The 13,043-nt window shown below is 65.1% G+C and carries 11 protein-coding genes; 2 read left to right on the forward strand and 9 right to left on the reverse strand.

Annotation, left to right across the window (positions count from 1 at the left end; translation table 11 throughout):
* Nucleotides 1-185: 185 nt before the first annotated feature.
* The 7 genes from LSQ66_RS17995 to LSQ66_RS18025 are packed head-to-tail and all read right to left on the reverse strand — an operon-like array spanning nt 186 to nt 7,082.
* The gene (locus LSQ66_RS17995) at nt 186-1,676 is read right to left on the reverse strand and encodes a sigma-54-dependent transcriptional regulator (RefSeq protein WP_231766561.1); all 1,491 of its coding nucleotides are present in this window, start codon (nt 1,674-1,676) and stop codon (nt 186-188) included.
* 20 nt (nt 1,677-1,696) lie between these two features.
* Nucleotides 1,697-3,379 (reverse strand): sensor histidine kinase, encoded by a 1,683-nt coding sequence (locus tag LSQ66_RS18000; protein WP_231766562.1) that lies wholly within the window; start codon nt 3,377-3,379, stop codon nt 1,697-1,699.
* Nucleotides 3,380-3,382: 3 nt separating this feature from the next.
* Nucleotides 3,383-3,631 carry a PP0621 family protein gene (locus LSQ66_RS18005; protein ID WP_231766563.1) on the reverse strand — a complete coding sequence of 83 codons (249 nt, stop codon included), beginning with the start codon at nt 3,629-3,631 and terminating at the stop codon, nt 3,383-3,385.
* Entirely contained in the window at nt 3,628-4,431 is an 804-nt protein-coding gene (locus tag LSQ66_RS18010) for a cytochrome C assembly family protein (protein ID WP_231766564.1), read from the reverse strand. Before LSQ66_RS18010 ends, LSQ66_RS18005 begins: the two co-directional genes overlap by 4 nt.
* A 40-nt stretch (nt 4,432-4,471) precedes the next feature.
* Nucleotides 4,472-5,269 (reverse strand): ABC transporter ATP-binding protein, encoded by a 798-nt coding sequence (locus LSQ66_RS18015; RefSeq protein ID WP_231766565.1) that lies wholly within the window; start codon nt 5,267-5,269, stop codon nt 4,472-4,474.
* A complete protein-coding gene (locus tag LSQ66_RS18020; RefSeq protein WP_231766566.1) occupies nt 5,270-6,094 on the reverse strand; it encodes an ABC transporter permease in 825 nt (274 codons plus the stop codon). It lies immediately after the preceding gene.
* 10 nt (nt 6,095-6,104) lie between these two features.
* Nucleotides 6,105-7,082: an ABC transporter substrate-binding protein gene (locus tag LSQ66_RS18025; protein WP_231766567.1), complete on the reverse strand. Its 978-nt coding sequence runs from the start codon at nt 7,080-7,082 to the stop codon at nt 6,105-6,107.
* A 180-nt stretch (nt 7,083-7,262) separates the two neighbouring features.
* Here LSQ66_RS18025 and LSQ66_RS18030 point away from each other — a divergent pair, with 180 nt between their 5' ends.
* Complete coding sequence (locus LSQ66_RS18030) at nt 7,263-9,287, forward strand: NHL repeat-containing protein (RefSeq protein ID WP_231766568.1); 2,025 nt, start codon at nt 7,263-7,265, stop codon at nt 9,285-9,287.
* A 1-nt stretch (nt 9,288) separates the two neighbouring features.
* Here LSQ66_RS18030 and LSQ66_RS18035 read toward each other — a convergent pair whose 3' ends face one another.
* Both LSQ66_RS18035 and LSQ66_RS18040 read right to left on the reverse strand, forming a co-directional pair.
* Nucleotides 9,289-10,296, reverse strand: coding sequence for a M48 family metallopeptidase (locus LSQ66_RS18035; RefSeq protein ID WP_231770146.1), 1,008 nt, complete (start codon nt 10,294-10,296; stop codon nt 9,289-9,291).
* Nucleotides 10,296-11,351, reverse strand: a complete 1,056-nt coding sequence (locus tag LSQ66_RS18040; RefSeq protein ID WP_231766569.1) for a YjgN family protein — start codon at nt 11,349-11,351, stop codon at nt 10,296-10,298. Before LSQ66_RS18040 ends, LSQ66_RS18035 begins: the two co-directional genes overlap by 1 nt.
* 189 nt (nt 11,352-11,540) lie before the next feature.
* Here LSQ66_RS18040 and ffh point away from each other — a divergent pair, with 189 nt between their 5' ends.
* Entirely contained in the window at nt 11,541-12,908 is a 1,368-nt protein-coding gene (gene ffh / locus LSQ66_RS18045) for a signal recognition particle protein (RefSeq protein WP_231766570.1), read from the forward strand.
* The last annotated feature ends 135 nt before the right edge of the window (nt 12,909-13,043 follow it).

Below are 13,043 nucleotides of genomic sequence, written 5' to 3' on the forward strand. Positions count from 1 at the left end.
TTTTGCGTTTTTCTTATTGACTTTTTGGACCTGCGGATAGCTCTAGGCGCTTGGCGAAAGCAAGCACTAACCATCACTTTTTTGCTGCCTTTTTATTGTGCAAGAGACAGCATTTTCGCCACAGCATTACGCCCTTCCGGCGCGCGGGAGCGGCATTATAGTCGATGCGGCGGTCTCGCGTGGACTCAGGAATTGGGGGCCTGGATGTTCAGTTTCTGCATCTGGTAGCGCAGCTGGCGGAAGCTGATGCCCAGCAGCTGGGCGGCCTGGGTGCGGTTGTACTGGGTCTGCACCAGGGCGCGCTGGATGATCTCGCGCTCGACCATTTCCAGGTAGGCCGGCAGGTTGTCCGGCAGGACGGAGAGGTCGGGCAGCGGGGGCATGCGGGTGGATGCCGAAGGCCCGGCGGCGGGCGGCGCTGCGCTGTCGCCGGCGGCGAATGCGGGAGCCGCGTATGCCTCCGCTGGCGCGGCGGCGGACGATGGCGCCGAGGCGGCCGGGGCGTCGGGGGCGTGCGCGGCGACGGCGGCGCCCTTCAGCGACAGGTCGGCGGCATCGATCACGCCGTCGTTCGAATAGGCGAGCGCCCGCTCCAGCACATTCTCCAGCTCCCGCACATTGCCGGGGAAGCTGTAGCCCGCCAGCGCTTCCAGCACGCCGGGACCGAGCTTCGGCTTTTCCCCGCCGCGCGCCAGGCGGGCCAGGATGGCGTCGGTCAGCACCGGCAGGTCGTCCAGGCGCTCGCGCAGGGGCGGCAGCGAGAGCTCGATCACGTTCAGGCGGTAGAACAGGTCCTGCCGGAACCTGCCCTGCTCCACGCAGCGCGCCAGGTCCTGGTGGGTGGCGCTGATGATGCGCACGTCCACCGGTTCCTCGGCCGTTGCGCCGATCTTGCGCACGCGCCGCTCCTGGATGGCGCGCAGCAGCTTCACCTGCATGGCCAGCGGCAGGTCGGCCACCTCGTCCAGCATGAGGGTGCCGCCGTTCGCGGCCTGGAAGAAGCCGTCCCGCTCGTCGGCGGCGCCCGTGAAGGCGCCCTTGCGGTAGCCGAAGAATTCGGCCTCCATCAGGGCCTCGGGAATGGCGCCGCAGTTCACGGCCACGAAGGGCTGGTCCGCACGCGAACTCTGGGCATGGATCTCGCGCGCCGCCACTTCCTTGCCGCTGCCCGATTCGCCGGTGATGGCGATGGGCGCCATGGAGCGGGCCAGGCGGGCGATCTGGGCGCGCAGGGCCTGCATGGCGGCGGAGTCGCCTTTCAGGCGGCTGTCCACCGGCTCTCCGCGCGGGACGGCGGGAGCCGAGGCCGAATCCAGCTTGAGGGCGGACTGCACCATCACGCGCAGCTGGTCCAGCTGCACGGGCTTGCTTACATAGTCGAAGGCCCCGGCCTTCAGCGCGACCACGGCGTTGTCCGCGCTGCCGAAGGCCGTCACCACGGCGATGGGCGTGTTGCGGCCGCTGGCCGACACCTCGCGCACCAGCTCCAGGCCCAGGCCGTCCGGCAGGCGCATATCCGTCAGCACCAGCTGGTAATCCCCCGCCGCGAACAGGCCGCGCGCCTCCTGCAGGGTGGCGGCGCTGTCCACGTCCAGGCCCATCTTGAGCAGGGTGATCTCCAGCAGCTCACGCAGGTCTGCTTCATCGTCGACGACAAGAACGCGGGGAGAACTCATATATATAGTGTGTGGTTGGCTCAGCGCGAAGGCGGCAGTGCAAAAGTGATCACAAAACGGCCGCTGGACTTGCGGCTCCCGTCCGGCTGCACTTCCCGGTCGAAGCGGTATTCGTAGTCCAGCATGGCCTCGTTATTCAAGCACAGTTCCCGCGCCAGATACAGGCCAAGGCCCGTGCCCTTGCTGGAAGTGGTGTAGAAAGGCTCGAAGAGGTGGGCCCTCACCTCGGTGCTGATGCCGGGACCGTCGTCCTGCACGTGCAGCTCCAGCGGCCTGCCCCGCGCCTGCACAACGAAGACGCGGATGCTTTCCGGCTTGCCGCTGGCGTAGCGCACCGCGTTGTTGAGCAGGTTGAGCAGCACCTCCCGCAGATGCAGGGGATCGAAACGCACCGTGTGGCGGGCTACGCCGCCAAGGCAAAGCACTTCCGGCGCCAGGCCATGGGTATCGTCGAACTCCGCCTTCAGCTCGGCCAGGAAGCGCTCCAGCTCCAGGGGCTCGCTGTGGCCTTGCGCCTTGCGCGACAGCTGCAGGATGTCCTCCACCATGCGGTTGACCCGCGCCACATTGTCGCTGATGATCTTCAGCAGGCGCACATGCACCGGCTCCTTCAGGTCCTCGGCCATGAGGGAGGTGGCGTGGCCGATGGCGGACAGGGGATTGCGCACCTCGTGGGCGATGCTTGCCGTGAGCCGCCCCATGGAGGCGAGCTTGAGCTGCTGCGCCTGATTCTCGATGGCCGTCACGTCCTGCAGGAAGATCACGTTGCGCTCCGTGCCCAGGGCCGCCGTATCCGCTGCGGCGAAGCGCACCTTCAGGTGCACGGCCACGTCGCGCCGCGCGCTCCATGCCGCCGTCATCTCCTGCAGCGCGGGATCGTTGAAAGGCTTCACGGTGATGAAGGCGCTGGACTGGGCCGGATTGACGCGCCACTCGTCATAGGCCAGGGCCACCGGCAGCAGCGAGGGATTGTCGCTGAGGCGGAAATCGGCAATGGACTGGGTGAGGCCGAGCATCTGCTGGGCGGCCGGGTTGCTGGCATAGACTTCGCCGCTGGCGCCCAGGACGATGACGCCATCGCCCGCATGCGACATCACCAGCCGGTTCACCGCCTGCTGCACGCCGACCTCGATGCCGCGCTGCACGGCCAGCTCCTCCTGGCCGATCAGCCGCGCCGCCATGCGGTTCACCACCAGCACGGCGGCGAAGAAGGCCGCGCCGTAGAGGCCAGCCTGCACCACCGTCATTTCGCCATCGGAGACCAGCATGCGCCAGCTGCCTTCGGCCAGCACGAAAAGGCTGGCGATGGCCGCCGCGAACAGGGCCATCATCAGGGGCGCGAGGATGGCGCAGCCGGCCAGGGGGAAGAGGTAGAGGATGGCCAGGCCGCTGCGCACGCCCCCTGCCCCGAAATACAGCAGCGAGATTACCGTGAGGTCGCAGGCCAGCTGGGAGGCCAGCTGCAGCATGAAGCGGCGGCGCCAGCGTGCGGCAGCCAGCGTAAATACGACGGAGAGGAAAAGATAAACCGCGCAGATCTGGGCGTTGAAGAAGCTGCTCGCGGAGCGCGGGCTCCCCGGATCGAAGCTCAGGTAGGCCAGCAGCACGACCGCAATCACCACCCGCGTGCCGTTCAGGGTTTGCAGCGAGCGCCAGAAGGTCTCGCGCGATTCCGCCGACAGGTTGGGCAGGCGCGCGATCACCGCTTAATTGGCGGGCGCGTGGGCCGCGCTGCAGTAATTGCGCCCTCCGGCTGGCACGTTCTCGGACGCCGGGTAGTACACGCCGCAATGGGCGCAGCACAGCATGGGTTCCGTTTCCGCATCCTCCTTGGGCGGGGCGCGGCGGGCGGGCGGCTGTTGCGGACGGGGATGGCGGCTGGAGCCTTTCAGCTTGGCGCGGATGGCGGCGACGACCAGGAAGGCCAGCGCCAGCCAGAAAAGAATACGTGTCATGCAAAACCTCGATGCAGCACCACTTCGAGCACGAAGCGGCTGCCGACATACGCCAGCAGCAGCGTGGCGAAGCCGGCGAGAGTGAAACTGAGCGCCGTCTTGCCGCGCCAGCCACGGAAATGGCGGCCGGCGAGCAGCGCTGCGAACAGGAGCCAGGACAGCAGCGTGAAGACGGACTTGTGGTCCCACTTCAGGGCCTGGCCGAACAATTCTTCGGAAAACACGATGCCCGAGAGGACGGTAAGGCTCAGGAGGGCGAAGCCGAAGGCGATGAGGCGGAACAGCAGCTTCTCCATCGTCAGCAGGGCAGGCAGCTGGTCCAGGGCGGCCCAGATCAGGCCAGGCTTCTCGCTGCGGGTGTGCAGGCGCGACTCCTGCAGCGCCATCAGCACGGCATGGAAGGCGGCGATGGTGAGGGTGCTGTAGGCCAGGGTGGCAATGGCGATATGCCAGCCGAACATGGGGGAGCGTCCCGCCAGCGGCACCAGGGCGCCGGGGAACACGCCCTGCAGCGCAACGGCGGCGGCCGCGCAGGGCATGACCATGCGACGCAGGCCGTCGAGCGGGAAGTTGCGGTTCTCGATCCAGTAGGCGCCTACCGAAATCCACAGGGCGGAGGACAGCATGGCGGCGAAGCCCAGGCGCAGCGAGCCAGGCGCAATGACATCCGTCCACAGCGCGGCGCCGTGCAGCAGCCAGGCCACGGCGGTGACGGCGGCGATCAGGGAAGCCTTCCGGGAGGGCAGCACGGCGCAGGCCAGGTAAAGCGCCACCGCTGCAATCAGAAAATAAGTCTGCATCAGCTCAGTTTATCACGCCGCCGCCCTCGTGAAAGCGATGTCAGTCGACGGCGGCGAGGCGGAGTTCGTCGTTGTGGTGGCGCTGCTGCTCCTCCATCACCAGCTGGCCGAGCTCCCGCTTGAGGGCATTGAACTCGGGCGCCGCCGGGTCGCGCAGGCGCGGCAACTCGACCATGATGTCGCGCTTGATGGTGCCGGGGCGGTAGGTCATCACCACGATCCGGTCCGCCAGGTAGATCGCTTCCTCGATGCTGTGGGTGACGAAGATGATGGTCTTTTTCAGCTCCGACCAGATGCGCAGCAGTTCGTCCTGCAGATTGCGCCGGGTGAGCGCATCCAGGGCGCCGAAAGGCTCGTCCATCAGCATCACAGGCGAATCGAGCGCCAGCACGCGCGCGATGGCAACGCGCTGGCGCATGCCGCCGGAAAGGTCCTTGGGGTAGCGGTTGCGGAAGTCGTTCAGGGAGAGCATCTTGAGCAGCTGCCCCACCGTCTGCTCGATCTGCGCCTTCGGCAGGCCCTTGATCTCGAGCCCGAAGGCAACGTTGTCGGCCACCGTCATCCAGGGGAAAAGCGCATATTCCTGGAACACCATGCCGCGCTCCGGTCCCGGCGCCGTGATCTCGGCGCCATCCACTGTGATGCTGCCGGAACTTGGCAGCGCAAAGCCTGCGACGGCATTCAGCAGCGTGGACTTGCCGCAGCCCGAAGGCCCCAGAAGGCAGACGAACTGCCCGCGCGGGATCTCCAGGCTGATGTCCTTGAGCGCCACCACGTCCCGTTCCGCGGTCTTGAACACCTTTTGTACGTCGCTGATAAGGATGTGCGGATCGCTCATTCAGTTCTCCAGGCCGCGGTGCCAGCGCAGCAGGTAGTTGTTCAGGCGGTTCATGGCCACGTCGATGGCCAGGCCGATCAGGCCGATGGTGATCATGCCGGCGATGATCTTGTCGGACCAGAAGTACTCGCGCGCCTCCAGAATGCGGAAGCCCAGCCCGTTGTTCACGGCGATCATTTCGGACACGATCACCACGATGAAGGCGGTGCCGATGCCAATGCGCACGCCGCTCAATATATAGGGCACGGCCGCAGGCAGGATCACGCGCACGAACATGGTGGTGCCGGTGGCGCCGAGGTTGCGCGCAGCCCGCAGGTAGATGCCATCCACATGCCGCACGCCAGCAATAGTGTTCATCAGCACGGGGAAGAAGGCGCCGAGGGAAATAAGGAAGACGGCGGGCGGATTCCCCAGCCCGAACCAGAGAATGGACAGGGGTATGTAGGCGATGGGCGGAATGGGCCGCAGCAGCTGCACCAGGGGATTGAGCCAAGCGTAGACCCGCGCGCTCGCCCCCATGGCCAGGCCGATCGGCAGCGCAAGCCCGCCGCCGATGGCGAAGCCCACCACCACGCGGTACAGGCTGCCCAGCGAATCGTGTATCAGCTCCCCGGACAGCGCCCAGGCCAGCCTGCCCTGCCCGCTGGCCGGATCGTAGGCCTGAAGCGGCAGCAGGTACTCGATCCACTTGGTGACCACGGCCAGCGGCGACGGCAGCACCTGCGGGTTGACCCAGCCCTTCTGGGACACCAGCTGCCATACCGCGATCACGAGGGCCGGAACAACCAGGCCCACACCCACTTCGCGCCAAGCGATTCGGGCCATGGCGGGCACCTTACTTCACGCCCAGGCTCTTCTTGGCCTGCTCCAGCAGGTCCGTGCGCACCCAGTCCTTGGCCACGGGCGGACGGCTCATTTTGCCCACGCCCGTCTTCACCATCACGTCCGTCGTGGTCTGGATATGCTCCGGGGTGATGTCGTAGGAATACGGCGAGTTGCCGATGGCATCCTGGAAGTCGTCGGAAGTGATCTGGTTCTTGAACACCACTTCGCGCACATACTTCTCGGCCACGGCAGGCTTGTCGATGAAGGTCTTGGTCGCCTCCACGAAGCAGCGCATGAACTTCTCGGCCACAGGGCGGCGCTCCTTGTAGAACATCTCGGTCATGACCATGGTGCGCACCGGCTCGCCGATGGGCGTGTCGTATGGCTTGATGATCTCCGTGCCGAAGCCCTTGTTTACCGCTTGGGAGGACTGGGGCTCGGACTGCATCATGGCGTCGATATTCTTGCCGAGCAGCGCCTGGTTCAGGTCTGCATAGGCGAGGAAGACCAGCTGCACATCCTTGCCCGGCTGGTCCGAGACCGTGAGGCCCGCCTGCTGGAGTTCGGCCAGCAGCAGCACTTCCTGGATGCCGCCGCGCGTGACGCCCACACGCTTGCCCTTCAGGTCCTTCACGGATTTCAGTTTCAGGTCCGTGCGGCCGACCAGGCGCGCGCCGCCCTTGGCGAAGCCCGCCACCACGTAGATCGGCGCGCCGCCAGCGCGGCCGGAGATCGCGGCTTCGGATGCGGTCGCGCCCACGTCCAGCTCACCGGCGATGATGGCCTGCATCACATCCAGGCCCTTGGCGAAGACGTGCTCCTCGACCTTGATGCCGCACTTGGGCGCGATCTCCTTGATATAGGAAACGGCGCCGTAATGCGCAAACTTCAGGTTCCCGAGCCGCACCACCTCCTGGGCCTGCGCGCCGCCTGCCATTGCCAACGCTGCTGCCAGCGCTACCGATTTGCCGATCACGTTCAGTTTCATCCGCTCGCTCCTCGAAAAAAGAAATGGAAATGGCCCGCGGCCGTCTTGCTCTTGTGTCCGGATAATAGCAAGGTTTGCTTACAAAATATCTCCCATTTTCAGGGGCGCTGTGACAATTGGTGATATTACCGGGACGCTCCACCGTAGATAATCTGCGATTCGTACAGATTGGAGTTTGTCATGCATCGAATTACCCATCATGCGCTCGCAGCCCTGATCGCGGCGGCAATGGCTGCCTGCGGCGGAGGCGGCGGCGGTGAAAGCGCCCCTCCCCCACCTTCGGGGCCCGTGACCTTGTCGCTCAGCGCCAGCCAGGACGTGACCACGGCGAATGGCAAGGCGCTTCCTCTCAATGCCACGGTGACCGGCGGCGCGGCGGTGAGCTGGCAGCTAGCCGCCGGTCCTGGAACGCTGTCGGCCAGCAGCGGCGCCAGCGTGCAGTATCTGCCTCCTCCGGGCGGTGTGACTACGGCCACCACTGTGACCGTCAACGCCAGCGCGGGCAGCATCACCCAAACCATCAAGCTCACGGTGCACCCCGATCCCGGACCGGCCGGGCTGACGCAGCTGGCCGAAGGCAGCGCTGGCAGAATCGATGGTGCCGGCACTCGGGCAAGCTTCCAGGGTATCCGCTCCGTTGCTGCAGACGACAGCGGCAACCTGATATTTGCCGACGCGAACTCCATACGCAAGATGACGTCCGCAGGCGTGGTCAGTACGCTCAGCGCCAACGGCACGATCGATCCTGCCAGCGTGGCAGCGGGTCCAGCAGGCTCGGTGTATTTCACGGAGAACGACTTCAGTACTATCAGCATTCGCCAGTTGAAGGCGGATGGCAGCATCGTCACGCTGCTCACCATGCCCTATTCCCTTCAACAGGGCCTGAGGCTCTACAGCGGCGGCAGCACCCTCTATGTGATCCAGCCTGAGCGCATCAGCACCCTGTCTTCGAACGGCACACTCGTCCCGCTGGTCGGCGAGATTACTGGCGCCGCCATGCCCAATCCGATCGATGGATCCGCGGGTACTGCACGCTTCCGCCATATTGTTTCTGTCGCGCGCGCCCCGAGCGGTGAACTGTATGTGATCGACTCGGTACTAGTGCGCAAGGTCGCCCTCGACGGGAGCGTATCCACCATCGCAGGCACTCTGCCTACCGGGAACAGCACGGGCTTCATGACGCCCCAGGATGGCACGGGCAGCTCGGCGCATTTCGTCACGCCCGGAAGTATCGCAGTGAATGCGCAAGGCAACCTGATGGTGCTCGAGGCTCCGGGGAGCGGGGAGCAGCCAAGGCTCCTGCGAACGGTGACGCCAGCCGGAGTGGTCACGAGCGTGCCAATGCGCTATGACACCGCAGGGTGGCTAATCAACGGCAGCACCGGAGTCCTGTACGCCGTCAACTCCGAACAGGTCAGCACGCTGCAAGCGAACGGCGACGCGAGCTTGCTGGCTGGCCGTTTCCACACCTATCCGAATCTGGTGGCCGGCGACCTGGCAGGCAACTTCTATCTGATCGATTTCCCCCTGACCAATCCCCACCTTCCGACCAGAACAGGCCTGTCGCTGTTGAGGGTGACGCCGGCAGGAACAGTCAGCACCTTCGCGCAAAGCGCTGTCGTACGAACGCCAAAGAGCATGGTTTCCGATCGCAACGGGAACCTGTATATCTCCGATGTTCCTTCGACAGGCTTCGGAATATCGTCGACGATTGGAGGCGCCATCTTCAAGGTTTCCCCGCAAGGGGTAGTGACCCTGTTGGCCGGGTCCACGACAGCAGTGGCGGGTCAGGTGGACGGTGCAGGACCCGCCGCACGCTTCGTCCAGCCGGTTCTTGTCGGTGCCGACGCCGAAGGGAACCTGTACGCGAACGATCCGGAAACGATCTACAGCACAGGCTACAAGGTCCGCAAGATCACGCCGGCAGGCGTCGTCACCACCATCGACGCGATCCCGGCTGGCGTGGGCACGGTGGTGGATGCGCTGGGCAACCGATACACAGCCGACGCCACGCGCGGCGTCATCGTCCGCACCGCTCCCAATGGCAGTACCAGCATCGCGGCCGGAACGGAGAACAACCAGAGCAACATGTTCGGAAGTCTCCCCGGTGCGCTAAGTGGCCCATCCGGCCTGGTCGCTCTCGGTCCGTTCAGTTTTGGCCTGCTGGCAGGAGGCTCCGTCATTCGGCTGGTAGTGCCGCACTGAGTCAGGGCAAGGACGGCTGCGCCATGTTGCGCAGCCGCTGCAGCCGTTCGGCGGAAGGCGGATGGCTGTTCAGGTATGGCACACCGAAACCCCGGTCCACCTTTTCCAGCGCCGCGAACACGGCTTCCATGTCGGAGAGCGGACGGCCATTGTGGCGCAGCATGACGGCTGCGTAGTCGTCGGCCTCGGTCTCCGCGTCGCGCGAGTAGTGCATGTCCAGGGCGACGGCGGGCAGGCTGGCGACAAAGCCGCTGGCGTCGCCGAACATCAGCGCCGTAACGGCGGCGACGGCGGAACTCTGGATCAGCCGCCGCGACATGTGGCGCTCGTGCAGGTGGCCCAGTTCGTGCGCCAGCACGGCCAGCACCGCCTGGTCGTTATCGAGCAGTTCCACCATTTCGTCGGTCAGCACAATGTCGCCGGATGGGAGGGCGAAGGCGTTGGGTCCGACACGGCTCTGGCGGAAAAGCAGCCGGTAGGCAGGACTCTCGCCGCGTGGGGGCCGCAGCGCGGCGAATGCCTCTGCAATGCCACGGCGGCGCTCCCCGCTCAGGCGGGAGGGGCGAAACACATTCTTGTCCAGCAGCGCCAGCACGCCCTGCCCCATCTGGCGTTCCACCGATTCGGGCAATGCGCGCGCGATGGAATCAGCGGCCGCGGGCAGTGCGTAGCGGTAGCCCAGCGCAAGCACCGCGATCGTTGCCGCCAGCGCGCCGAGCACGAGGCGCCAGCTTTGCTGGGCCTTCACAACGGCGCCGTCGCGGTGGCCGCTCGCCGCCAGCAGGGTATTCAGGGCCGCCTGTTCGTCGGCCTCGAAATAGCTGTCGTCCGGATATGTGATCTTGCGCGCAGCGCGCTGGCTGCGCTCCGAAACGCGCAGCGTGGCCATTGCATCGCGCCGCTCCACCTCGCCCTCCAGCCATGCTTCGCCGCCCTTCACAGAGAGGACGGCGCGGTGGGCGCGCGAGGTTTTGCCGTCGAAGTAACGGCCGCTGACCGCCTCTTCCATCACATCGAAAGATCCACGCCGAGGAAGTCGGCCATGCCGTCGCCCGTGGCGCCGACATCGGCTGCATTCCGTGCCACCACGTTATCCAGCCCGCCCACGGCCACCAGGGAGATCGACTCGAGGCGGTATTTCATCGCCCGCACTTTCGCGAACGGGGTGAAGAAGCCCAGCGTGAGGATGATGCCGAGGGTGTTGGTGACATAGATGAAGGCCAGCCGCCCCCAGCGCATGCCCGACTGGAAGCGGTGTTCGCCAAGCTGCGTATTGTTCCAGACGAGATTCTGGACCATGGCCATGAACAGCCAGGTCAAGGCCAGCATCCACGGATAGATCAGAAAGGCGACGATGTACGTGGCCAGGCCACGCTTCAAGGGATCGTTCCCGACCAGTTCAAGCACGGGAAACGCAAGGGCGAAGGTCGCCGCAAAGCCCAGCACCATGAGGCCGAGCAGGGCCAGGTAAATCTTGTAGAAGCTGCGCACGGACGCATCGAAGCTGAACTTCGTGCTGCCAAAACGCGCCTCGCCGTGCTGGAACTTCTTCAGGCGCTGGTGCGCGAACGGCGCGAGAAGACCGAAGCTCAGGGCGCTCAGCAGCATCATGCCGAGGAAGGCCTTGTAGGCCTTGCCCACGCTGCCGTCGAAACCGAAGCGGATGCCCCGGTAGCTGCTGTTGTGCAGCGCGAACTGCAGGCTGCGCCACAGCAGCCAGGGCATCGCGCCAGCCAGCACGGCGAACATCACCAGGCCCGCAGCCGGAGAGATGCGGAAGGCCACGTTGTAGAAGACGACCATTGCCAGCGCAACGAGGCGGCCGATAAGGATGGCCTTGGGGTCGCCGTGGTATTCGAAGCTGCTTCCTGCCAGCCGGGTGCTGGAGTAGAAGTACTGGTTGCGCCGCACCTTGGCCCAGGCCGAATAGATGCCGAGTGTGACGATGGTGAGCAGCAGGTTGACGATCCAGATGCGGAAGTATTCGCTGCCGCTGGCGTTGAAGGTAATGGTTTCCTGCGTTTCGGCCCCTGCCTGGGCCTGCGTCAGTGCTTCGTTGAGCATCCAGCTCTCCTCTGATGGACAAGCTGGCAAGATGACGGCAGCGCCGCCGATTGTCAATTAATACAGGCCACTATGCGCCATGAATGTGCACAGCTGTGACAATCCGTGAGCTTGTGGCTGGCACCTGCGCGGCCCGCACTCGGGTAAAATGACGGGTTTCCGCCATATTTATATTAGTAGGTAGTCTCCATGCTAGACAATCTGACCCAACGCCTTGCCAAAGTCGTCAAGACCATGCGCGGCGAGGCCCGCCTGACGGAGGCCAACACGGCCGAGATGCTGCGCGAAGTGCGCCTGGCGCTGCTGGAGGCCGACGTCGCCCTGCCCGCCGTGCGCGAGTTCATCGCCAAGGTGAAGGAAAAGGCCTTGGGCGAAGAGGTGATCTCTTCCCTGACGCCGGGCCAGGCCCTGGTGGGCGTGGTGCAGCGCGAACTGGCCGCCCTCATGGGCGCCGATCTCGGACCCGATGCGTCCCAGATCAGCTTTGCGCAGCAGCCGCCCGCGATCATCCTGATGGCAGGCTTGCAGGGTGTCGGCAAGACCACCACCACCGGCAAGCTGGCCAAGTACCTGAAGGAAGAGAAGAAAAAGAAGGTGCTGACGGTATCGGCCGACGTGTACCGTCCGGCCGCTATCGCGCAGCTGCAATCGGTGACCCAGCAGGTTGGCGCCGACTTCTTCCCCTCCACCGCGGCGGACAAGCCGGTCGACATCGCCCTGGCCGCGCTGGACTGGGCGAAGAAACACTACCACGATGTGCTGATCATCGACACGGCGGGCCGCCTCGGCATCGACGAAGAGATGATGAAGGAAATCGCCGCCGTGCACGGCGCGGTCAAGCCGGTGGAGACCCTGTTCGTGGTCGACGCAATGCTGGGCCAGGACGCCATCAACACCGCCAAGGCCTTCAACGACGCGCTGCCGCTGACCGGCATCGTGCTCACCAAGCTCGATGGCGATTCGCGCGGCGGCGCTGCGCTGTCCGTGCGCCATATCACGGGCAAGCCGATCAAGTTCGCTGGCGTGTCCGAGAAGCTGGACGGCCTGGAAGCCTTCGACCCGGCGCGCATGGCCAACCGTATCCTGGGCATGGGCGACATCCTCGCCCTGGTCGAGGAAGCGCGCAAGGGCGTGGATGCGAAAGCGGCGGCCGACCTGGCGGCCAAGGTCAAGTCGGGCGGCAAATTCGACATGAACGACTTCAAGGCGCAGCTGGGCCAGATGAAAAAGATGGGCGGCATGGCCAGCCTGATGGACAAGCTTCCAGCCCAGTTCCAGCAGGCGGCGGGCGGCGCCAACATGGACCAGGCGGACAAGCAGGTGCGCCGCATGGTGGGCATTATCGACTCCATGACCCCGGCCGAACGCGCCAAGCCTGAACTGATCAAGGCCTCGCGCAAGCGCCGTATCGCGGCCGGCGCGGGGGTTCAGGTGCAGGAAGTGAACCGCATGCTGAACCAGTTCGAGCAGATGCAGACCATGATGAAAAAGCTCTCCGGCGGCGGCATGATGAAGATGATGCGCTCCATGAAGGGCATGATGCCGGGCCTGCGCTAAACGCCTCCGGCCCTGGCCAAAAGCCGCTCTGCGCCCTGCGCAGGCGGCTTTTTTCATTGGAGAGGGCGGTTTTACGTGTCGTTTCCGATAAAAAACGCGAAAAACGCTTGCATCACGGCGAAATCCCCACCAATA

The organism is Massilia endophytica, from assembly GCF_021165955.1.
Taxonomy (GTDB): domain Bacteria; phylum Pseudomonadota; class Gammaproteobacteria; order Burkholderiales; family Burkholderiaceae_D; genus Rugamonas; species Rugamonas endophytica.

Bases quoted from the DNA above. Each gene is read 5' to 3' on its own strand.
- LSQ66_RS18020 (WP_231766566.1), bottom strand. From the start codon at position 6,094: ATGGCCCGAATCGCTTGGCGCGAAGTGGGTGTGGGCCTGGTTGTTCCG.
- LSQ66_RS17995 (WP_231766561.1), bottom strand. From the start codon at position 1,676: ATGAGTTCTCCCCGCGTTCTTGTCGTCGACGATGAAGCAGACCTGCGT.
- LSQ66_RS18005 (WP_231766563.1), bottom strand. From the start codon at position 3,631: ATGACACGTATTCTTTTCTGGCTGGCGCTGGCCTTCCTGGTCGTCGCC.
- LSQ66_RS18035 (WP_231770146.1), bottom strand. From the start codon at position 10,296: ATGGAAGAGGCGGTCAGCGGCCGTTACTTCGACGGCAAAACCTCGCGC.
- LSQ66_RS18010 (WP_231766564.1), bottom strand. From the start codon at position 4,431: ATGCAGACTTATTTTCTGATTGCAGCGGTGGCGCTTTACCTGGCCTGC.
- ffh (WP_231766570.1), top strand. From the start codon at position 11,541: ATGCTAGACAATCTGACCCAACGCCTTGCCAAAGTCGTCAAGACCATG.
- LSQ66_RS18040 (WP_231766569.1), bottom strand. From the start codon at position 11,351: ATGCTCAACGAAGCACTGACGCAGGCCCAGGCAGGGGCCGAAACGCAG.
- LSQ66_RS18015 (WP_231766565.1), bottom strand. From the start codon at position 5,269: ATGAGCGATCCGCACATCCTTATCAGCGACGTACAAAAGGTGTTCAAG.
- LSQ66_RS18030 (WP_231766568.1), top strand. From the start codon at position 7,263: ATGCATCGAATTACCCATCATGCGCTCGCAGCCCTGATCGCGGCGGCA.
- LSQ66_RS18025 (WP_231766567.1), bottom strand. From the start codon at position 7,082: ATGAAACTGAACGTGATCGGCAAATCGGTAGCGCTGGCAGCAGCGTTG.